The organism is Pseudomonas sp. Pseusp9 (assembly GCF_059491265.1).
On sequence record NZ_CP168500.1, the window covers coordinates 6,280,849 to 6,302,613 of the forward strand.

Here is a 21,765-nt window from a genome sequence, read left to right on the forward strand (position 1 = left end):
GGAATAACCTGACATGTTGCCTGAAGTCACTCAATTCGAAGACACCGTCACGCTGGTCAGCGACACCGGCATCCAGTTCATGGATTTCGCCCTGCGCCTGGATCCCCGCAAGGAACCGGCGGGCGAGTTCGCACCGATGATCAGCGGGCTGATCTGCCGCCTGGCGTACAACGAAGAGAAAGACTTCTTTTTCTACGAGCCCGAGCCGGAAAAGGTCGAAAAAGCCAAACCTGCGTTCAGCGTCGACATGAAAAGCAGCCTCGATTTGCTCGACGGTATCTGGCTGCCGACCCCGTTTTTCCGCTTCATGCCGCCGTATCGCTTCGACGAAGGTCCGACCAACTGGTCGCGCATGCGCCTGGTGAAACTGGCGACTCCCGACATCGACGGCAACACCCACCGCCTGACGATGGCGTTCGACAGCCGTGTGATGCCCAAGCGTGACGGCACTGCATATCTGGCGCCAAACGAAGAAGACATCAGCTCCGGCGTGTCCTTCAAATTGGCGACCAAGGCTAGCGAAACCCGCTGGTTTCTGGCGCAGCCGTGGGTCAACGAGTGGTTGCTGGAAGTGTTCAATGAGGGCAATGCCCACCGTTCGCGCGCAGAGCTGGACATCGACATCCGCGCCAACCATCACCTGGCGCACTATCTCAACTTGCTCAGCCTGTTGAGCAAACCGTCAGCCGCCCAACAGTCGAAGGCCCGGGCGAAAGTTGAAATCCCCGAGCTGAAAGTGGTCGCCAACGACAGCAACGGCCTGGTCAAACCGATTCCGGTGGACCTGGTGCTGGACGTCGGCAACTCGCGCACTTGCGGCATCCTGATCGAAAACCACGGTCAGGCCGGCTCCGGACTGAAACAGAACTACGTGCTGGAACTGCGCGACCTGATCACCCCCGAACACACCTATAACCTGCCGTTTGAAAGCCGCGTGGAGTTCGCCCAGGCGTACTTCGGCAAGGACCACTGCTCGGTCAAGAGCGGCCGTCACGATGCGTTCCAATGGGCGACGATTGCCCGCGTCGGCAATGAGGCCAGTCGTCTGGCCAGTCGTCGTCGCGGCACCGAAGGCTCCACCGGCCTGTCCAGCCCGAAACGCTATCTGTGGGACGAAAACGCCTATGGCCACGGCTGGCGTTTCAACTGCTCGTACATCAAGACCGACAACGAGCCGTACGCCACCGCCGCACCGTTCTCGCACCTGATCAACGAAACCGGCGAGGCGCTATACAGCCTCGAAGAAGACGATCGTCTGCCGGTGTTCATGCCGCGTTATTCACGCAGCTCGCTGATGACCTTCATGCTCGCCGAAGTGCTGGCCCAGGCGCTGTCGCAAATCAACAGCCCGGCCCAGCGCTCGCGCCAGGGTCACACCCGCGTGCCGCGCCAGCTCAACAGCATTACCCTGACCGTGCCGCCGGGCATGCCTCAGGCCGAGCGCAGCATCCTCAACGAACGCATGCTGCAAGCCATCGGCCTGGTATGGAAAAGCCTCGGCTGGCATTCCGGCGAGGAAGATCCACACCAGGATCAGGCCGTCAGCCCGCGCACGCCGATCCCGAGTATCCGCGTGGAATGGGACGAAGCGTCCTGCGGCCAGTTGGTGTACCTGTACACCGAGGTCAACGAGAACTTCGCCGGTCACCCGGAAGAGTTTTTTGACACCATCGCCCGGCCGGACAAGGCCGACCGCCAACGCATCACCCTCGCGACCATCGACATCGGCGGTGGCACCACCGACCTGGTGATCACCGACTATCGCCTCGACCGCGCGGGCAATACCGGAAGCGGCAGCAACGTACACATCGTGCCCGAACAGCGTTTTCGCGATGGCTTCAAAGTGGCCGGCGACGACATCCTGCTGGATGTGATTCAGGACTTCATCCTGCCGAGTTTCGAAAAAGCCTTGCAGAACGCCGGCGTGAAAGCCCCGAGCTCACTGATGTCACGGCTGTGTGGCGATGAGTCGGTCAGTGCCCAGGACATGATCCTGCGCCAGCAATTGAACCTCCAGGTGTTCGCCCCGCTGGGCCTGGCGCTACTCAAGGCGTACGAGCATTACGATCCGCAGGTCCCGCAAGAAGTCATCCCGCAAAGCTACCGCCAATTGCTCGGTGACAACGCAATCAGCCAGACCGTGCTCGACTACGTCAATGCCGCCGTGCGTCGCGATGTCGGCGTTCAGAGCGGTTTCGACCTGTATGCCGCGCCGATCAGCTTCGACCTGCAAAAGCTCCATGCCGCGTTCCTCAACGACCAGATCAACATCACCAAGATCCTTGGTGCGCTGTGTGAAGTGGTCGCGCATTACCCGTGTGATGTCTTGTTGCTGACCGGCCGCCCTTCGCGCCTGCCCGGCATCCAGGCGTTCATTCGCAAGGTGTTGCCACTGCCACCGGGGCGCATTCTGGCGCTGCAGAATTACCGCACCGGCGGTTGGTATCCGTTTCACAGGAACGGCCGGATCGACGACCCGAAAAGCACCGCCTCGGTCGGCGCCATGCTCTGCCTGTTGTGCGCCAACCACAGCGTGCCGAACTTCTACTTCCGGGCATCGGCGCTCAAGCCGTATTCGACGGTCAAGCACATCGGCGTCATCGACCTGAACAACGTGATCAAGGATGCCGACGTGCTGTACCGCGACATCCAGTCCGAAGACTACAAAATCAAGCTGCCGGAAATCGGCACGGGCGACGCCGCCGACACGCCACAGCTGGAAATGCGCGGCGATCTGCGCCTCGGTTTCCGCCAGTTGGCCGCCGACCGCTGGGCCGCCTCGCCGCTGTACACCTTGCGGTTCACCAAGGCGGGTCGGGAGAAGTTTTCCCGGGCAATCGGTGAAAACGGCAGCGCGCCGCTGCTCAAGGTGCGGTTCGAGGTCAAACCGGCGGACAAATACACGCGCAAGCAGGATCTGGTCAGCGACCGCCTCTCGGTTCGCGACATCGAATCCAACAGCAACAACGTCAACTTCAACCCGCGCAGCGACCTCGAGCTGGAACTCAACACCATGCTCGACGCCGGCCTGAGCGAGACCAAGTACTGGCTCGACAGTGGAAGTGTGAAACGCAAATGAATGACCTGACCCCCGATCAAACTCAGCTCTCTGCCAGTTGGGCCGCTGTTTATGAAGGCGCCGGTCAGGCGCTGGACTGGATAGGCCAGACGCGCGGCAATGCGCCGCGCCTGGACAGCGAAGCCGACAACCTGAACATCCGCCTGCACCGCGCCCGCAACCTGGCCAAAAGCCTCGGTCGCGTGGCCTGCACGCCGATGACCATTGGCTTTTTCGGCTTGTCCCAGGCCGGCAAGTCCTACCTGATTTCGGCCCTCGCCGCCGGTCAGAACGGCAAGCTGGAAACCGAGTTCGGTGACCATCGCCTGGACTTCATCAAGCACATCAACCCGGTGGGTGGCGGCAAGGAAGCCACCGGCCTGGTAACCCGCTTCAGCCGTCGGGCGAAGGTAAGTCAGGACAATGACTTCCCGGTAGAACTCACTCTGTTCAAGGAAATCGAGCTGGCGAAGATTCTCGCCAACGCCTGGTTCAAGGATTTCGACCTTGAACGGATTTCCTACGAGATCGACGAAGAGCGCATCCAGCGCGTGCTCAAACCGTTCGAAGGCCGTGAAACCGGGCCGCTGCAAACCGGGGTCAATGCTGACGATCTGGTGTCGCTGTGGGATTACCTGCGCGACAACTTCCGCAATTCGGTGAAGAAGCTTGAGCACCTGTACTGGCCGAAAGCGTTGCAACTGGCGCCACGCCTGAATTTCCAGGAACGGGCCGAGCTGTTTTCGATTCTCTGGGGCGAGCAAAGCGAGTTGACGCGCGTGTACCAGCAACTGGCCGGCGCGCTGCACAAGCTGGGTCTGCCCGAGACCGTGTTCGCACCGCTGAAGGCCTTGGTGAATTTCGACAACGACACCTACAGCCAGCGCGACAGCATCATGAACGTCGACATCCTCGAACGCTTCGGCAGCCCGCTGGACTTGCCGATCGATGTTCGACCGCTGGTGGGCGATCGCCTGCAAAACAGTCAGGCAATTGCGGTCGCGCAACTGGCGGCACTGACCGCCGAAATGACCTTCCGCCTGATCGAAGCGCCGGTGGATGACATCGTCAATCAGGTCGACCTGCTGGACTTCCCAGGTTATCGCGGGCGCCAGAAGCTGCACGAGATCGCCGATTCCAACGACCCGCAATCGACCGCCAAGGACAACTCCGTTTCCCAGCTGATCCTGCGCGGCAAGGTCGCCTACCTGTTCGAACGCTATACCGACAACCAGGAAATGAACGCACTGGTGGTCTGCACCAGTTCGACCAAGCAGAGCGACGTCAACGACGTGGGCCCGGTGCTGACCCGCTGGATCGAAAAAACCCAGGGCGCCGACTCGGCCGCTCGCAGCAAGCGCGATACCGGCCTGATCTGGGCGCTGACCATGCTCGACCTGCGCATCACCAACTCCCTGAGCCTGACGCCTGATCAGTACGACGAGAGCTGGAACGGCATGGTCAAGCTGACCATGCTGGAGCGTTTCGGCAGCCTGAGCTGGATGAACGACTGGGCCGGCACACCGTTCCAGAACACCTACCTGGTGCGCAAACCTCGTATGGACGCAGCCTTCATCGGGCAAGACGCGACCGGTGCGGAAACCGGTCTCAATGCCATCTATCAGGAACGTGTCAGTGCGCTGGGCACCAGCTTCGCCAGCAACGCTCTGGTGTGCAAACACATCAAGAACCCGGTCAACGCCTGGACAGAAATGCTGCGCAACGATGACGGTGGTATCAGCCACTTCAGCGACAGTTTCAAAGGCGTGGCCAATATCGAATTCAAATTGCAGCGCATCCGCGAGCAATTGAGCGAGTGCCTCGAAGGCCTGACCACTCATGGCCTGAGCACCTGGTACCACGCTGACGGCGACGGCGCTGCAGCCGCCAAGAAAGCCAAGGCACAAATGATTCTGACGGGTCTGGGCCGTCGCCCGGCGGTGCTTGGCGAATTGATCGATCAACTCGACATGCCGAGCGAAGAGGTGCGCGACCTGTACCTCAGCGGCGTGTACGAAACCGATGACGAGCCGGCCGTGAACGACGAACCGGCCACCCCGACACCGAGCCAGAGCCTGTACGGCAACGACGCCGGTTTCGATTTCGATTTCAGCGACGACCTGAGCCACGACGTGCCAGTCAGCAGCAAAACCGGCACCCCGGCGCCTGAACTGCAAAGTAACGAGCACCGCTTTGCCAAAGCGGCCTTCAAGGCCTGGATCGCGCACCTGCGTGAACTGACCACCCGGCAAAGCCTGCTCAACCTGCTGGGGCTGGAAAAGGCCTTGCTGGAAGCGGTGGTCGATGAACTGATCACCGCCGGCTATCGCCAGGATTTGCCGGGACAACTGAGCCGCGCCGTCCTCAAGCGTGCACAAAGTGGTGCGCGGCGCGATCAACTGGTCGAACGCCAGGTATTGGAAGTGCAACGTGTGCTGCGCGATTTCGTGTCCTGGTTCGGCTACCTCCAGAAGCCGGTGAGCGAGCGGCCGAACAGCCGCGCCGGTGCCAAAGCGCCTTTGTTTTCGTTCTACACCGACATTGGCCCGGGACAAGTGCCCGTACTGCCGGCGCAACCGTCCAATCAGGCGCAACGGTACCTGGGCGACTGGCTCTCGGGCCTGGCCTACATCACGCAGGACAATGCCGGCCATGGTGCCGGACGTGAAATCACCCCTGAACAGAACGAACGGCTGGGCCAAGTGCTCGCAGCCTTCGCAGCGAGATAAGCAATGCCAATTCGTGTCGACCTGCTCGCGTTAGAGCCCAATATGCCTGGCCAGGCCCGCCTCACTGTGAAGAAATGGCAGGGTGGCGAGCAACAGCTGGAGTTTTCCATTCAGCGCAACCAGGACGGTTTTTACCTTCAGGACCACAAGGCCTGGAGCAACAATCCATTCTGGTTCAAGGTCTCGCGCTTCATCCTCACGGACAACGGCGACGCTTTGGAAACGCAGGTCGGACCGGACGTGGTCGACCCGCTGCTGGAAGGCGGCGCCAACTCGCAATTCCAGATCGAACTGCGCGAACAGAGCCAAGGTCACGCCGACAAAGGCGTGGTTCGGCCAGGCGTCGGCCTGCTGCCGTCCACGGCCGGCGGCCAGACGCGCTCGACTTACGGCGGTGCCGAACTGACGGCGCCGAGCGCACCGGCACCGGAGATCCCTGAGATCCCGGAGCTGCCTGAACTGACCCTGTCCACCCTCGAGCCAGAAGTGGAGTTGGAATCGGTACTCACCGAGCCCGCCTATACGCCGCCTCCCGCACCGGTGAAGAAAAGCAACAAAGGCCTGATCGGTCTGTTGATTGTGGTGTTGCTGCTGGCGGCGGGCGCAGGATTCTGGTTCTACAAACGTCCCCCGGCCCCTGCAGTTGCAGCCACTGCCGCCGTACCTGCCGGCGCCGACGCTCAAGCCTGCACCCTCGACAGCATGAACAGCCTGCCCGAGTTGACCTTCGTCCAGACCTGCATCAAAGCGGCACCCGACAGTGCCAGGTTGCTGGAGATCATCAACCAGGCCAAGGCCGGCAAGCACTGCGGCGTCGCCCAGCGCCTGTACGCCAACCGTGCCCAGGCCGGTGACGCGCTGATCGCCAACGCCTATGCCCGCGAATACGACCCTAAATACCTGAAGGCCAGCGAGTGCTTCCCCGCCGCGGACAACGCCACCGCCGCCTACTGGTATGAAACCATCCTCACCCAGGATCCGAACAACGCCGAAGCCAAGCAGCGTTTCGAGGAGTTGCAGAAGTGATGCGTTCGCCTATGAGTCGATTCCTGCTGAGCGGTGCCGCATTACTGGCGCTGTGCATCAGCCCGCTGTCCCAGGCCGATGACAAACCGCTGATCCAGGCCGGTAAAAAGACCCTGTTCCAACGCGTGCTGACCACGCCAGGCTGCACAGTCAGCCCGACGGCGGGCGGTGTGGCAGGCGACGCACAACCAGTCTTCAGCCGCTTTTATGTGTACGAGCGCGCCCAAGCGAACAACGCCGAGTGGCTGAAAGTCGGCCCCGACAGTTACGGTAAAACCATTGGCTGGCTGCCTGCCAGTTGCACCACCGACTGGAAGATGCAGCTGACGCTGGCCTTCACCAACCCGGCCAACCGCGACCGGCTGCTGTTCTTCAAGGACCGCGCCACCGTCGAAGGCATCCTTGATGCACCGGACCCGGTCAGCAAAGTCGCACCACTGCGGGCCACGCTGAAAAAGGGCCAGCAGGCACCGGGCGTACTGGCTGAAGAACCTGAATACTTCGTCGACCTGCAAAAGCAGTTCTACCTGCTGCCGGTGCTCAGTGGCGAAGAAGTCATGACCGAAAGCGGTTTCCGCACGCGCCTGCTCAACGTCGCCTCCGTCAGCAAGCCGGATGACAAGAACGCCAAGGGCGGTGCTGCAAACAGCGCCGCCAGCAGCAAGGAAGCCGAAGAGAAAAAGGCCAACCAGCTGAAGGAATTCAGTGCGGCCGTGGTATTTGTCATCGACTCGACGATCTCGATGGACCCCTACATCGACCGCACCCGCGAGGCGATCCGCAAGGTTTACCAGAAGATCGAAGCGCAGAATCTCGGCAAGCAGGTCAAGTTCGGCCTGGTGGCCTTCCGCTCCAACACCCAGGCGGTGCCGGGGCTGGAATACACCACCAGGATGTACGCCGACCCGACGAAGGTGAAAGACAGCGCCGACTTTTTCGCCAGGATCAAAGACCTCAAGCAGGCCACCGTGTCGAGCAGCAGCTTCGATGAAGACTCGTTTGCCGGCGTCATGGAGAGCATCGACAAGGTCGACTGGAGCCAGTTCGGTGCACGCTACGTGGTGCTGATCACCGATGCGGGCGCCATCGAAGGCGAAGACAAGCTGTCGAAGACCGGTTTGAGCGCTGCACAGGTGCGTATCGAAGCCGCCAACCCGGGCGTGGCGATTTACACCCTGCACCTGAAAACCCCGGCCGGAGCCAAGGACCACGCCAAGGCCGAGGCGCAGTACCAGAACCTGTCGACCTACCCGGGCACCAACACTTCGCTGTACTACCCGGTGAACGCTGGCGATGTGCAGGAATTCGGGCGCAAGGTCGACGCACTGGCCGGGGCGATCACTACACAAGTCAAAGCCGCCTACATGGGCGAAGACGCCATTGGCAGTGCGGCGAACGCCAAGCAGGACCCGGCCGAGAAAAAAATGCTCGAAGACGCGGCGCTGATCGGCCACGCCATGCAACTCGCCTATCTCGGCGAGAAGACCAACAGCAAAGCCCCGCCAGTGTTCAAGGCATGGATCACCGACCGCGACCTGATCAAGCAGAACGTCCCGACCACCGACGTGCGGGTGCTGCTGACCAAGTCACAGCTCAGCGACTTGAGCGACGTGATGAAGCAGATTCTCGATGCCGCCAACGAAGGCCTGATTTCGCCGACGGACATGTTCAATCGCCTGCGCTCGGTAGCGGCGACCATGGGCGCCGATCCCAATCAGCTCAAACAGAATAGCAACGCCAAGCTGGCGGACATGGGCGTCCTAGGTGAATACCTCGAAGACCTGCCCTATCAGAGTGAAGTGCTGAACCTGGATGAAGAGACCTGGAAGAGCTGGGATGGTCTGGCACAAGAAAAATTCATCCGCACGCTGAACACCAAACTGCGGCATTACCAGCGTTACAACGCTGATGTCGACCGTTGGGTAGCTTTAGCCAAAGACAGCGATGCGCGGGACAACGTCTACCCCGTGCCTCTGGAAATGATGCCTTAACGAGACGTCCATGCTCGATATCAAGAACCTGTTGGTGCGCCGTGGTGAAGGCGCACAGGCCCATCACGTGCGACTGCCGCACTTGCAGGTCGGCGCCGGGGAAATCCTCGCCATCACCGGCGAGAGCGGCAGCGGCAAAAGCACGTTGCTCGAAGCCATCGGCCTGTTGCTCGCGCCGGTGGAACTCGAGCGCTTCCGGCTGGGCCCGACGCACGCTCAGGATATCGCCCAACTGCTGAACACTGACGACCAGCCTGCTCTTGCAGCGGTGCGTTCAAGGCATTTGGGATTCATTTTGCAGAGCGGCGGCTTGCTGCCGTTCCTGAGCGTGCGGGACAACATCAGCCTGCCGCGCCGTTTGCTCGGGATGCACACAAAAAGCGATCACATCGACCACGCCGTTGACGTGTTGCGCCTGCAAGGGTTGCTGGATAAACAGCCTCAGGCCTTGTCGATTGGCGAACGCCAGCGCGTTGCCTGCGTTCGGGCAATTGCCCATGAGCCGCTGCTGCTGTTGGCCGACGAGCCGACCGCCGCGCTCGACCCTCACAGCGCCCGGCGTTTGTTCGAGTTGCTCCTGAGCCTGGTGTCGAGCATGGGCCTGAGTGCACTCGTCGTATCTCATGACTGGGCCTTGCTGAAGGATTTCGGCTTGCCGCGACTCGGCGCTATCAGCCATCAGGGAGAGACTCTGTTTGAACCGATGGACTGATCGCTTGCGCCTGCTGGGCTCACTGGCACTGCAAGACCTCTGGCACGACCGCAAGGTCTCGCTGTGTATCGCCGCCTCCCTGGTGGCGGTGATCGCGCCGTTGTTGCTGCTGTTCGGGCTCAAACATGGGGTGGTCAGTCAGCTGCAGGACGAACTGCTGCGCGACCCGCGCAACCTTGAAGTGAAGATGCTCAGCAACGGCAACTACGACACGGCCTGGATCGAGCGTTTACGCCTGCGTCCCGAGACCGGTTTTGCCCTCGGCCAGACCCGCTCGCTCAATACCCAGGCTGACCTGCTGATCGGCATGCAACGGTTTGTCGAAGGCGCGGAAATCATCGCCACCGAGCCCGGCGACCCACAACTGAACCTGGCGTCACTCAACCCCGTCGGCAATCAGGTGATCCTCAGCGCCAGCGCCGCGCAACGCTTGCAGGCCAAGGCCGGCGACAGCGTGCAACTGCGGGCCTTGCGCCGCCTGGAAGGTGCCAATGAACGCGGCGAGATGACGCTGACGGTACTGGCCGTGCTCGACGGTGCCCGCTTCGGTCGCGCTGCCGGGTTTGTCGCCCCGCCGCTGTTGCTGGATCTGGAGCGCTTTCGCGACGGTTATCAGGTCAGTGAGTTCGGTGTGACCACCGGCAAGCCTCAGGGTAATCTACAACCGCTGTATGCCCGCGCCCGTGTGTACGCACGCGACATCGATCAGGTCGCTCCGCTGGAACACTGGCTCAACGAACAACACATCGAAACGTCGAGCCGACTGGCCGACATCGACAACGTCAAAGCCATCAACCATGTGCTGGGACTGATCTTCGGTGTGATCGCCGTGGCGGCACTGATCGGCTGCGTGGCGTCGATGGTCGGCGCGTTCCTGGCCAACATCGACCGTAAACGCAAAAGCCTGGCGGTCCTGCGTCTGCTGGGCTTCAAACGCAGGGCTGTCGGCGGTTTCGTGGTCCTGCAAGCGCTGTTGCTGAGTCTGGCCGGCTACGTGGGCGGGCTGGGGTTTTATGCCGTGGGCAGTCATTTGTTCGACTACCTGCTCGGCAGCAGCCAGGCCACCGGCACCTTCGTTTGCCACATCACTGTCTGGCATGGCCTGGCCGCCCTGCTCCTGACCTTTCTGGTCGCTGCATTGGTGGCCATGATCGGCGCCCTGCGAGCCATCAACATCCAACCTGCGGAGAGTCTGCGTGAGCTATAAACGTTTTGGCTTGCTGTTACCCCTGAGCCTCGGCTACTTGCTCGACGCCTCGGCGGCAGGCTGGGAAGAGAAGTATTACAACCCGATGCCCGAGGCTGGCGACGTCGTGCTGCCGATGCCTTGCGAAGGCTCGATGGTGTTTCGCAAGGTGTTCATTCCGGTCGCAGGTCCGCTGGATGACTACCCGATCAACATCGGTCAGGACGGTGCGGAATACGGCTATGTCGAACAGACCCGTCCGACCTTTATCGCCGGCAGTTTTACCGGGGCCAAGAACGACAAGTCCCGCTATTACCTGATGGCCAAGTACGAGATGAGTCAGTTGCAATACGCCGCGCTGACCGAAGCAACCTGCCCCACCGCCGCCACCAACATGCGCTTGCCGCAAACGGCGGTGAGCTGGGTGCAAGCCATCGAGGCCGCCGACAAATACAACCTGTGGCTGCGCAAAAACGCCGCCGGCAAGCTGCCCAAGGAAGACGGTGCCCAGGGTTTCCTGCGCCTGCCGACCGAAGTCGAATGGGAGTTCGCCGCGCGCGGCGGGCTGGAAGTCGGTGCCGCTGAATTCCGCGACACGCACTACCCGATGCCAGACGGCATCAACGCCTACGAGTGGTTCGCCGGGGCGCAATCGTCCAACGGCAAAGTGCAATTGACCGGTCTGCAAAAGCCCAACCCGCTGGGTCTGCATGACATGCTCGGTAACGTCGACGAAATGATCTTCGAGCCGTTTCGCCTGAACAAACTCGACCGCCAGCACGGTCAGGCCGGCGGCTACGTCGTCCGTGGCGGAAACTACCTGACCGCGCAGGCCGACCTGCGTACGGCATTGCGTAAGGAAGAGCCGTATTACAACGCCGAAGGCCAGGTGAAAAACAAGACCACCGGCCTGCGACTGGTGCTGGTCTCCCCGACCCTCACCTCTCGCGAACGGGTCGCCAGCATCGAAAGCAGCTGGAAGAAACTCGGCACCGGCAGCAAAGAAACCGAATCCGCCGACAAAGGCACCGTGCAATCGCTGAACAACCTCGCCTCGGGCGTCGAAGACAAAGCGCTCAAGGAAAAGCTCCAGGCCCTGGAGAACCAGCTGCGCGCCAGCAACCAGCAACAGGAAGAAACCCGCGACCAGGCGATCCGCGCCAGCCTCAACCTGGGTGCGTTCCTGTGCACCAAGATGCTCGACGACGGCCAGTACGTGGACTTCCTGCAAAAGAACTACAAGCTCAATTGCGAAAGCGCAGACAAAGATGCCAGTTGCGACATGCGTAAAGGCAAGCTCGAGGAGCAAAAGGATCGCCTGCACAAACTCAGCCGTTACTACGCCAGCAGCCTGGTGGAATCGGCTACCTTGTACGGCCAGCCACTGCTTGAAACGCAAGTCCCGGTGATGGAAGAAATCATCACCCGCAACAAACAGCTGCAAGACCTCAAACCTTACTTGCGCACCCACTGGGCCAATCAGAAGGCGTTCCTGCAAAAGCAGAAAATCGACACTGAAGCCTGGCTGACCAGCTGCAAGACCGTCACTCAATAACAATGCATCAACACCGTTACCCAGGAGTTTCACCATGTCGCGCAGCCTTTGGACTCGCTTCAAGCTACAGATCGCTTTCGTAGTCGCCGGCAGCCTGCTGATGAGCGGTTGCGCCAACACCGGCAGCTCCATGCTGGGCGAAGGCGAAGGCGGCGGTGCCGACCCGCGCCTGACCCAGGGCAATGACGCAGAGTTCTTCAGCAAGTCCGGATACCAGGCCTGCGCCGTCGGCGCCGGTGTCGGCATCCTCGCTTGCGCGCTGTCCAACAGCAACAACAAAACCGTATGCGTCATCGCCGCCGGTATTACCGCGTGTGGCGTGGCCATGGGCGCGAACTATTACCTGGATCAACGTCGCGCCGAATACGCCGACACCAGCACCCGTTTGGCGAAGATGAACAGCGACGTCCAGCAAGACACGCAGAACGTGATCGCCCGGACTGCGACCGCTCAGCAAGTGATCAATGATGACCATGCGCAAATTGCCCAGATCAAAAAGGACATTGCCAACAAGAAAGTCGACAGGAACAGGGCTCAGGCGCAAATCGCCGGAATCGACTCGGACATCGCGCGCCTGCGCAAAGACCTTGCCAACATGCGTACCAAAGTCACCGAGTACAGCAAAGTGGCAGACGCCGAGCGTTCACAAGGCTCCAGCGCCGAGATCAGGCAAGTGGAGATGAACATTCAGAGAATGAACCAGAAAGTCGTCAGCCTGCAGAAGGAAGTCGACGCTCTGTACAGCCAACGCTCCGCAATCACCCTGGGTTAAGCCTATGACGCCAAGACAACTGATAGTCATCACTGCCGTCCTGGCCCTGAGCGGTTGCGCGAGCCAGCCCGGCGAATGCGATGCGACCAATCGCGACAGCAGCATGCTGACCAAGATGAACTGCGACTACTCCGGTGGTTACAGCGATCAGGTCAAGCAGAAGGAACTGGCCCTGAGCGAGTCCCGGCAGCAAAACGCAATGTTCCGTCAGGTGTACGAGAACATTCAGGCCCAGCAACTCAGCACCAAGGCCGATCTGGCCAGCCAGCAGAAAGCCCAGGCGGCGCTGAATCAGTCGCTGGCGAAACTGCTGACCTCGCTCAAGGCCCGGCGTGGCAATGAAGCCCAGGTGCAGAAGCAGATTGCCGACCTCGAGAAGCAGCTCAAGGCTTCGCAAGCGGCGCCAACGGCCAAATCAACGCCAGCGACGCTGGCGGCCAAGCAGCAAGAGCTGAAAGTGTTGCAGAAGAAGGTCAATCAGCTGCAATTCAGCCTCGGCTACGAAGAGTAACTTTTCACCCCGCAAGCATCCCGATGGATGCCTGCACTTTTTCAGGAATCGTCGTCATGCAGCGGGTCATCAGGGATGCGCAAGCCACATCGGAGGGGATGAGTGCGCTGCAAGCCAAAGTCGCCCTCATCCAGAAACACTTTCCGCCGACCGTCGCCAGTCTGTTTGCTATCCCGCGGATGGGCAGCGGCGACGTGCTGGAATGGTGGACCGAACTGGGCGGCCAACCCACGCCCTATGCCGACCTCAACAAGGACGCGCAACGACGTTTGCTGGAAACCTATGAAGTACGTCAGACGTCCCTCGGACTGCTGGCGGATGAACTGCAAAAACGCGGTCAACCGACGGTAGCGGATGACCTGCGCAGCCTGCTCGGCACGCCTGAGCTGGACAAACTCTACAGCCTCAATGGTGAGCCATTGGTGGTGCGCTGGAACCAGCGCCCGCCCAAACCGATCGTGCCGCCGGTGGTGCCGGCCGTGCCCGTCCTGCCGCCGTCGCGTCGTGGCTGGTGGATCGCGGCGGCCTTGCTCGCGCTGCTGTTGCTGCTTCTGGCACTCTGGCTCTGGTGGTTCCTGCACCGTGAGCCGGTTGTCGTGGTTCCACCTGTAGCGCCTGTGGCACCGGTGGTGACGCCGGTTGAGAAACCGGTTGAGCCTGTCCCCGAGCCTGTCGTGGAACCGGAACCGAAACCTGTTCCGGCACCAGAACCCAAGCCAGAACCGGTACCGGAACCCAAGCCCGTCCCGCCACCAAAACCGGCACCGGCACCGGAACCCAAGCCGGTCCCGCCACCCAAACCGGTTCCACCACCAAAACCGGTAGTGGCTGCCCCGCCACCACCTCCGACATTGGACAACTTCGCATGCCGCAAAACAGCGCCGAAGTCAGAGGTTCCGCAGTTCGTGGTGGTGCTCGACACTTCGGGCTCCATGGATTTGAACATCAAGTCAGTGAAAGCCGACGAGGACTGGTTCTACGGTCCTGACATCAACAAGCTCCTGGACCCGAACCGCACCATGCGGCTTACCGCCAGACCCAGCCGCATGGACATCGCCAAGGACTCGCTGGCCGGCATGATCAACGGGCTGGACCCGAAGATCGACACACGCCTGATCACCTTCGCCGGCTGCGAAAGAACACCGGACCAGGGTCTGTTCAAGTTCGGCGACCGCCCGCGGCTGATCAACGGAATTCGAGGCCTGGTTCCCGACGACGGAACACCGCTGGCCGACAGCCTGGCCCACGCGGCGAGTACCGTCGACGGGCGCAATAACGATGCGGTTATCGTGATGTTCGTCGACGGTGAAGACGGTTGCGGGCAGGACGTTTGCGCGGTATCCCGTCGAATCGCCAGGGAACAACCGCGCCTGCGGGTCAACGTGGTGAAAATCGGTGTTGGCGGCACATCACGCTGTATCGCTGAAAACACCGGCGGCCGGGTTTACAACAGCACCAATGCGGCTGAGTTGGGTAATCTGTTGAAACAGGCGAGCAGGGAAGTATCCAGCAATGCCAAGTGTGATTAGCTTGGGAAAGATGCTGAATTGAGATGAGCCCATTCGCGAGCCTGCTCGCGATGGCTATCTCAGTGGCGCCTCAACGAAACGGGTCAACATCACGGCACAAGGCTATTTCGACTCAGCTCAAGTGCTCGACCGCCGGTAATTCCATGGCCCGAACCTCACCCAAGAGGAAAACGCTGAGACGGCGCAAACGCTCACCTCCAGGACGGGTTTTCGGCCAGACCAGGTAATAATTCTCACCGCTGGCGACTGCTGTCGGCCACGGCAAACTCAGACGTCCCTGCGCAACATCCTCAGCCACCATCAACAAATCGCCCATGGACACGCCATAGCCTCGGGCGGCGGCGATCATCCCCAGCTCCAGCGTGTCGAACACCTGACCACCCTTGAGTGAGACTTGACCGGTCAGGCCCATGCGTTCCAGCCAACTGCGCCAGTCGCGACGGTCGGGCGTTGGGTGGAGCAGTTCGGTGCTGGCCAGGCGTGCGACGTCCCAAGGCTGATCGTTCAGAAGATTCGGCGCGCCCACCGGAATCAGTTCCTCTGGAAATAACAAAGTAGCCTCCCAGTCCGGCGGGAAATGCCCGTTGCTGAGGATCACGGCGCAATCGAACGGCTCCTGATTGAAGTCCACCGAGTCGATGTCCATCCAGGCGCTGGTCAGCTGCACTTCATTGCCCGGTTGAAGGTGCCGAAAACGGCTGAGCCGCGCCAGCAACCAGCGCATGGTCAGGGTCGACGGGGCTTTCATGCGCAGGATGTCGTCTTCGGCGCGCAAGGTATTGCAGGCGCGCTCAAGCGCGGTGAAACCGTCGCGAATACCCGGCAGGATCAACCGCGCCGACTCAGTGAGTTGCAAGTTGCGCCCGCTGCGGTGAAACAACCGACAGGCAAAATGCTCTTCGAGCGTGCGAATGTGTCGACTGACGGCGCTCTGAGTGATCGACAGCTCTTCGGCGGCGCGGGTAAACGAGCTATGCCGCGCCGCCGCTTCAAATGCGCGCAAGGCATATAAGGGAGGAAGACGACGAGACATGAGGAAAGCTCCTATAGCGTAATCCGGCTACCGTACCAGAAACTCCCTAGCATGAGTCTGACTCATGCTACCCATCCTTTTTATCCCTTTGTGCAATCCCCCCGGAGCGCCGAGAATCGACGCTTTCCTGTTTCCTTTGATAATCGAGCGTGATGACCATGCAGCATCCAGCACGTACTGAACTCCGGGCCATCCTGCGGCTGGCGGGGCCGCTGATTGCCTCGCAGTTGGCGCACATGCTGATGGTCCTCACCGACACCCTGATGATGGCGCGCCTGAGTCCCGAGGCGCTGGCCGGTGGCGGGCTCGGCGCGGCAACCTATTCGTTCGTGTCGATTTTCTGCATCGGCGTGATCGCGGCAGTCGGCACACTGGTGGCGATCCGTCAGGGTGCCGGCGATATTGTCGGGGCCACCCGGCTGACCCAGGCCGGGTTATGGCTGGCATGGCTGATGGCGCTGGTCGCCGGGTTGCTGCTTTGGAACCTCAAACCGGTACTGCTGCTGTTCGGCCAGACCGAAAGCAACGTGCAGATGGCCGGGCAGTTCTTGATCTTCCTGCCGTTCGCCCTGCCCGGCTACCTGAGCTTCATGGCCCTGCGCGGCTTCACCAGCGCCATTGGCCGTGCGACGCCAGTGATGGTCATCAGCTTGGGCGGAACCGTGGCCAACTTCCTGCTCAACTATGCACTGATTACCGGGATGTTCGGCCTGCCGAAACTTGGGCTGATGGGCATCGGGCTGGTCACGGCGATTGTCGCCAACCTCATGGCGCTTGCGCTGGCGTGGCACATTCGCCGGCATCCGGCTTATGAGGCCTATCCGCTGCGTCAGGGCCTGTCGCGGCTGAACCGGCAGTACCTGAAGGAACTGTGGCGTCTGGGCCTGCCGATTGGCGGCACCTACGCGGTGGAAGTCGGGTTGTTTGCCTTCGCCGCGCTGTGCATGGGCACCATGGGCAGCACGCAGTTGGGTGCACACCAGATCGCCCTGCAAATCGTTTCGGTGGCATTCATGGTCCCGGCGGGTATTTCCTATGCCATCACCATGCGCATCGGCCAGCACTACGGCGCCGGGCAACTGCTGGACGCACGGCTGGCCGGGCGGGTTGGCATTGCCTTCGGGGCGGCGGCGATGCTGTGTTTCGCCATGGTCTTCTGGCTGCTGCCAAACCAGTTGGTCGGCCTGTTCCTCGACCACAACGACCCGGCGTTTGCCGATGTCATCAACCTCGCCGTGAGCCTGCTGGCGGTGGCGGCCTGGTTCGAGTTGTTCGACGGCGTGCAAACCATTGCCATGGGCTGCATTCGCGGGCTCAAGGATGCCAAGACCACGTTCCTCGTCGGTCTGGGTTGCTATTGGTTGATTGGCGCTCCGGCCGCATGGTGGATGGCGCTCCACTTGCAGTGGGGGCCAACGGGCGTCTGGTGGGGCCTGGCATTGGGCCTGGCGTGTGCGGCGGTGAGCCTGACGCTGGGGTTTGAGTGGAAGATGAAGCGGATGATCAAGCGCGACACGACATCCGAGCAGCGCTTCGAAGTCGTTCAGCCTGACTGAGTCCCCTGTAGGAGCGAGCTCGCTCGCGATGATCGTCAACGATAACGCTGGTTGGCAGGTACCCCGCGGCGTTCTCGGGTTTATCGCGAGCGAGCTCGCTCCTACAGGGTTGCGTGGCGGCCTCAGCCCACGATTTCCAGCGGCAACTGCTGACTGGAGCCAAACGTCAGATACTCCACCAGCTCGGCCAGCGGCAATGGCTTGCTGATCAGATATCCCTGCACCTGATCACAGGCAAACCCGCGCAACAGCTTCAATTGCTCCGGTGTCTCCACACCTTCGGCGACCACCTCAAGGTTGAGGTTGTGCGCCAGATTGATCATCGCGTGCACCAGTTTGCGGTTTTCCTCACGCTGTTCCATGCCACCGACAAAGCTCTTGTCGATCTTCAGCAAGGTGATCGGCAGGCTGTTGAGGTGCACGAAGGAAGAAAACCCGGTACCGAAGTCGTCGAGGGAGAAGCGCACACCGAGGCGCCCGAGGGCGTCCATGGTCTGCTTGACCAGATCGCTGCGGCGCATCACGGCGGTTTCGGTCAGTTCGAATTCCAGCCACTGCGCCTCGACGCCGCGCTCGGCAATCAGGCGGCTCAGGGTCGACAGCAACTGGCTGTCCTGAAACTGCCGGAACGACAGGTTGATCGCCATGTGCAATGGCGGCAAACCCAGCTCCAGCAGCGCCTGCATGTCGCGCAAGGCCCGGGAAATCACCCAGTAGCCCAGCGGCACGATCAGACCGCTTTGCTCAGCCAGCGGCACGAACTCGCTCGGCGGCAACAAACCACGTTCGGCATGACGCCAGCGCACCAGGGCTTCGAGGCCGACGATTTGCCCGTCCTCGAGGTTCAGGCGTGGCTGGTAATGCAATTCCAGCTCATCGCGGCGCAACGCCCGGCGCAGCTCGGTTTCGAGGTCGGCGATGCTGCGGGCATTGCGGTTGATGCGTTCGTTGAAAATGTGAAAGGTGCAGCCCTGGGTACTTTTGGCCTGCTGCATGGCGATATGTGCGTGCCACATCAGCGGGTCCGCGCCGGCCTGAGCGCGGGCGTGGGCAATGCCCAGGCTGGAACCGATCAACAGGCTTTCGCCGTCGACCCAATAAGGTTCGGCCAGCGCTTCGCTGATGCGCTCGGCCATCCACTCGGCACGCTGGGGAGCGCGACGGGTGTCGATCAGCAGGGCGAATTCATCGCTGCCCAGGCGTGCCAGTTGATCGCCAACCTCGAGCTGGCTCTTGAGCCGCGCCACCACTTGCAGGATCAGGCGGTCACCGGCCTGATGGCCGAGGGCGTCGTTGGCGTAACGGAAATTGTCGAGGTCGAGATGACCGAGGGCCAGGCCACGACCGTCGCCTTCGGCCAGCCGCGCTGTCAGCAGCGTCTGGAAACCCTGGCGATTGGCGATGCCGGTCAGCGGATCTTGCTCGGCCAGGCGTTGCAGGGTGTTTTCCAGGACGCCACGTTCGCGCACATGGCGCAGGCAGCGGCGCAACATGCCGGGATCGAGCAAGTCGCGCACCAGCCAATCACTCACACCGTCGGGCGGGATCAGCGGCTCATGGTCGAGCAGCAACACCGTCGGCAGGCTGCAACGGCCCGGCGCCGGTTGAAGTTGCGGGATGGTCAATAACACCGCGCTGCGGTTGTCATCAAACAGGCTGCTGACCGACTCCCAACTCGGTGCGCTGATGAGCACGACCGAGCTCCCCATAGGAGCCAGACACTCGCGCAACAACGCTGCCCACGCTGGCTCTTCGGCCAGTAGCAGCAAACGCAAGGGTTCGACAGGCGTAGACAAGCTAGCTCCCTAGACTCTGCAAAGATGTAGGCGACGGGCATTATGCCGTTCCGATAACTAATGACAATGACATCAGTTGTCAAAACGAGCCCTTTGTATCTGGAATTACGAACATTAGCCGCAAATTCGTTGCGCATCCTGCGTGAAAGTAACAAAACCGGCAATTACAGATAGCGTGGTACGTCACAAGTCGGACAGAGCAGCACAATTCGCTGAGCCTGTTAAAATGCCGGCCCATTTTGTGACTGACTCCTGAATTTACCTATGTCCCGACTCAATCCCCGGCAGCAAGAAGCCGTGAGCTACGTCGGCGGCCCTCTTTTGGTGCTCGCCGGCGCTGGCTCCGGCAAGACCAGCGTGATCACGCGCAAAATCGCGCACCTGATCCAGAACTGCGGCATCCGCGCCCAGTACATCGTCGCCATGACCTTTACCAACAAGGCCGCCCGCGAGATGAAGGAGCGGGTCGGCACCCTGTTGCGCGCCGGTGAAGGTCGCGGGCTGACGGTCTGCACGTTCCACAACCTGGGCCTGAACATCATCCGCAAGGAGCACGTGCGGCTGGGCTACAAACCGGGCTTCTCGATCTTCGACGAGACCGACGTCAAGGCCCTGATGACCGACATCATGCAGAAGGAATACTCGGGCGACGACGGCGTCGACGAGATCAAGAACATGATCGGCGCCTGGAAAAACGACCTGATCCTGCCAGCCCAGGCCCTGGAAAACGCGCGCAACCCCAAGGAACAGACCGCCGCCATCGTCTACACCCACTATCAGCGCACGCTCAAGGCGTTCAACGCGGTGGACTTCGACGACCTGATCCTGCTGCCGGTGAAGCTGTTCGAAGAGCACGCCGACATCCTGGAAAAATGGCAGAACAAGGTGCGCTACCTGCTGGTCGATGAATACCAGGACACCAACGCCAGCCAATACTTGCTGGTGAAAATGCTCATCGGCAAACGCAACCAGTTCACCGTGGTAGGCGACGACGACCAGTCGATCTACGCCTGGCGCGGCGCCCGCCCGGAAAACCTGATGCTGCTCAAGGAAGACTACCCTTCCTTGAAAGTGGTGATGCTGGAGCAGAACTACCGCTCCACCAGCCGCATCCTGCGCTGCGCCAACGTGCTGATCTCGAACAACCCGCACGAATTCGAAAAGCAGCTGTGGAGTGAAATGGGCCACGGTGACGAGATCCGCGTGATCCGTTGCCGCAACGAAGACGCCGAAGCCGAGCGCGTGGCCATGGAAATCCTCAGCCTGCACTTGCGTACCGACCGGCCTTACAGCGATTTCGCGATCCTCTATCGCGGCAACTACCAGGCCAAGCTGATCGAGCTGAAATTGCAGCATCACCAGGTGCCGTATCGCCTGTCCGGCGGCAACAGCTTTTTCGGACGTCAGGAAGTGAAAGACCTGATGGCCTACTTCCGCCTGATCGTGAACCCGGACGACGACAACGCCTTCCTGCGGGTGATCAACGTGCCACGCCGCGAGATCGGTTCGACCACGCTGGAGAAGCTGGGCAACTACGCCACCGAACGCAAGATCTCGATGTACGCCGCCACCGACGAGATCGGCCTGGGCGAGCATCTGGACTCACGCTTCACCGATCGCCTGTCGCGCTTCAAGCGCTTCATGGACCGGGTGCGCGAGCAGTGCGCCGGCGAAGACCCGATCTCGGCCCTGCGCAGCATGGTCATGGACATCGACTACGAGAACTGGTTGCGCACCAACAGCTCCAGCGACAAGGCCGCCGACTACCGCATGGGTAACGTCTGGTTCCTGATCGAAGCGCTGAAGAACACCCTGGAAAAAGACGAAGACGGCGAAATGACCGTCGAGGACGCCATTGGCAAACTCGTCCTGCGCGACATGCTGGAACGTCAGCAGGAAGAGGAAGACGGCGCCGAAGGCGTGCAGATGATGACTTTGCATGCATCCAAGGGTCTGGAATTCCCCTACGTGTTCATCATGGGCATGGAAGAGGAAATCCTCCCGCACCGTTCCAGCATCGAAGCCGACACCATCGAAGAGGAGCGTCGCCTGGCCTACGTGGGCATTACCCGCGCGCGCCAGACCCTGGCCTTCACCTTCGCCGCCAAGCGCAAGCAGTACGGCGAGATCATCGATTGCGCGCCGAGCCGCTTCCTCGATGAGTTGCCGCCGGACGATCTGGCCTGGGAAGGCAACGACGACACACCGACCGAAGTCAAAGCCGTGCGAGGCAACAATGCATTGGCGGATATACGCGCGATGTTAAAGCGCTAGAATTGACCACTTTTACATAGAACTTCGGCGCAAAAGG

Annotated in this window: 14 protein-coding genes; 12 read left to right on the top strand and 2 right to left on the bottom strand. The window is 61.1% G+C overall.

Annotated elements, in window-relative coordinates; translation table 11 throughout:
- Window positions 1-13: 13 nt before the first annotated feature.
- From ACEN8E_RS28730 to ACEN8E_RS28775, 10 genes are read left to right on the top strand one after another with little or no spacing between them, the layout of a single operon-like run.
- Window positions 14-3,079, top strand: a complete 3,066-nt coding sequence (locus ACEN8E_RS28730; protein ID WP_495590746.1) for a virulence factor SrfB — start codon at window positions 14-16, stop codon at window positions 3,077-3,079.
- Window positions 3,076-5,787, top strand: coding sequence for a putative virulence factor (locus tag ACEN8E_RS28735; RefSeq protein ID WP_495590747.1), 2,712 nt, complete (start codon window positions 3,076-3,078; stop codon window positions 5,785-5,787). The genes ACEN8E_RS28730 and ACEN8E_RS28735 overlap by 4 nt, the downstream gene beginning before the upstream one ends.
- 3 nt (window positions 5,788-5,790) lie before the next feature.
- Window positions 5,791-6,813 carry a hypothetical protein gene (locus ACEN8E_RS28740; protein ID WP_495590748.1) on the top strand — a complete coding sequence of 341 codons (1,023 nt, stop codon included), beginning with the start codon at window positions 5,791-5,793 and terminating at the stop codon, window positions 6,811-6,813.
- Window positions 6,814-6,824: 11 nt separating this feature from the next.
- Complete coding sequence (locus ACEN8E_RS28745; RefSeq protein ID WP_495593405.1) at window positions 6,825-8,804, top strand: vWA domain-containing protein; 1,980 nt, start codon at window positions 6,825-6,827, stop codon at window positions 8,802-8,804.
- Between the two features lie 10 nt (window positions 8,805-8,814).
- Window positions 8,815-9,516: an ABC transporter ATP-binding protein gene (locus ACEN8E_RS28750; RefSeq protein ID WP_495590749.1), complete on the top strand. Its 702-nt coding sequence runs from the start codon at window positions 8,815-8,817 to the stop codon at window positions 9,514-9,516.
- Window positions 9,500-10,723 carry an ABC transporter permease gene (locus ACEN8E_RS28755; protein WP_495590750.1) on the top strand — a complete coding sequence of 408 codons (1,224 nt, stop codon included), beginning with the start codon at window positions 9,500-9,502 and terminating at the stop codon, window positions 10,721-10,723. The genes ACEN8E_RS28750 and ACEN8E_RS28755 overlap by 17 nt, the downstream gene beginning before the upstream one ends.
- Window positions 10,713-12,257: an SUMF1/EgtB/PvdO family nonheme iron enzyme gene (locus ACEN8E_RS28760; RefSeq protein WP_495590751.1), complete on the top strand. Its 1,545-nt coding sequence runs from the start codon at window positions 10,713-10,715 to the stop codon at window positions 12,255-12,257. The genes ACEN8E_RS28755 and ACEN8E_RS28760 overlap by 11 nt, the downstream gene beginning before the upstream one ends.
- A 34-nt stretch (window positions 12,258-12,291) precedes the next feature.
- Window positions 12,292-13,029 (top strand): OmpA family protein, encoded by a 738-nt coding sequence (locus ACEN8E_RS28765; protein WP_495590752.1) that lies wholly within the window; start codon window positions 12,292-12,294, stop codon window positions 13,027-13,029.
- Window positions 13,030-13,033: 4 nt separating this feature from the next.
- Window positions 13,034-13,540 carry a hypothetical protein gene (locus ACEN8E_RS28770; protein ID WP_495590753.1) on the top strand — a complete coding sequence of 169 codons (507 nt, stop codon included), beginning with the start codon at window positions 13,034-13,036 and terminating at the stop codon, window positions 13,538-13,540.
- Window positions 13,541-13,596: 56 nt separating this feature from the next.
- Complete coding sequence (locus ACEN8E_RS28775; protein WP_495590754.1) at window positions 13,597-15,069, top strand: vWA domain-containing protein; 1,473 nt, start codon at window positions 13,597-13,599, stop codon at window positions 15,067-15,069.
- Between the two features lie 112 nt (window positions 15,070-15,181).
- On the opposite strand, the gene ACEN8E_RS28780 is transcribed toward ACEN8E_RS28775, so the two are convergent.
- Window positions 15,182-16,102: a LysR substrate-binding domain-containing protein gene (locus ACEN8E_RS28780; protein ID WP_495590755.1), complete on the bottom strand. Its 921-nt coding sequence runs from the start codon at window positions 16,100-16,102 to the stop codon at window positions 15,182-15,184.
- A 158-nt stretch (window positions 16,103-16,260) separates the two neighbouring features.
- On the opposite strand from ACEN8E_RS28780, the gene ACEN8E_RS28785 reads away from it, so the two are divergent.
- Window positions 16,261-17,658 (top strand): NorM family multidrug efflux MATE transporter, encoded by a 1,398-nt coding sequence (locus ACEN8E_RS28785; protein ID WP_495590756.1) that lies wholly within the window; start codon window positions 16,261-16,263, stop codon window positions 17,656-17,658.
- A 122-nt stretch (window positions 17,659-17,780) separates the two neighbouring features.
- On the opposite strand, the gene ACEN8E_RS28790 is transcribed toward ACEN8E_RS28785, so the two are convergent.
- Complete coding sequence (locus ACEN8E_RS28790; protein ID WP_495590757.1) at window positions 17,781-19,454, bottom strand: putative bifunctional diguanylate cyclase/phosphodiesterase; 1,674 nt, start codon at window positions 19,452-19,454, stop codon at window positions 17,781-17,783.
- Between the two features lie 264 nt (window positions 19,455-19,718).
- Here ACEN8E_RS28790 and rep point away from each other — a divergent pair, with 264 nt between their 5' ends.
- Window positions 19,719-21,728, top strand: coding sequence for a DNA helicase Rep (gene rep / locus ACEN8E_RS28795; RefSeq protein WP_085716217.1), 2,010 nt, complete (start codon window positions 19,719-19,721; stop codon window positions 21,726-21,728).
- Window positions 21,729-21,765 lie beyond the last annotated feature (37 nt).

Bases quoted from the DNA above. Each gene is read 5' to 3' on its own strand.
- ACEN8E_RS28775 (WP_495590754.1), top strand. From the start codon at position 13,597: ATGCAGCGGGTCATCAGGGATGCGCAAGCCACATCGGAGGGGATGAGT.
- ACEN8E_RS28780 (WP_495590755.1), bottom strand. From the start codon at position 16,102: ATGTCTCGTCGTCTTCCTCCCTTATATGCCTTGCGCGCATTTGAAGCG.
- ACEN8E_RS28765 (WP_495590752.1), top strand. From the start codon at position 12,292: ATGTCGCGCAGCCTTTGGACTCGCTTCAAGCTACAGATCGCTTTCGTA.
- ACEN8E_RS28735 (WP_495590747.1), top strand. From the start codon at position 3,076: ATGAATGACCTGACCCCCGATCAAACTCAGCTCTCTGCCAGTTGGGCC.
- rep (WP_085716217.1), top strand. From the start codon at position 19,719: ATGTCCCGACTCAATCCCCGGCAGCAAGAAGCCGTGAGCTACGTCGGC.
- ACEN8E_RS28785 (WP_495590756.1), top strand. From the start codon at position 16,261: ATGCAGCATCCAGCACGTACTGAACTCCGGGCCATCCTGCGGCTGGCG.
- ACEN8E_RS28730 (WP_495590746.1), top strand. From the start codon at position 14: ATGTTGCCTGAAGTCACTCAATTCGAAGACACCGTCACGCTGGTCAGC.
- ACEN8E_RS28740 (WP_495590748.1), top strand. From the start codon at position 5,791: ATGCCAATTCGTGTCGACCTGCTCGCGTTAGAGCCCAATATGCCTGGC.
- ACEN8E_RS28770 (WP_495590753.1), top strand. From the start codon at position 13,034: ATGACGCCAAGACAACTGATAGTCATCACTGCCGTCCTGGCCCTGAGC.
- ACEN8E_RS28750 (WP_495590749.1), top strand. From the start codon at position 8,815: ATGCTCGATATCAAGAACCTGTTGGTGCGCCGTGGTGAAGGCGCACAG.
- ACEN8E_RS28745 (WP_495593405.1), top strand. From the start codon at position 6,825: ATGAGTCGATTCCTGCTGAGCGGTGCCGCATTACTGGCGCTGTGCATC.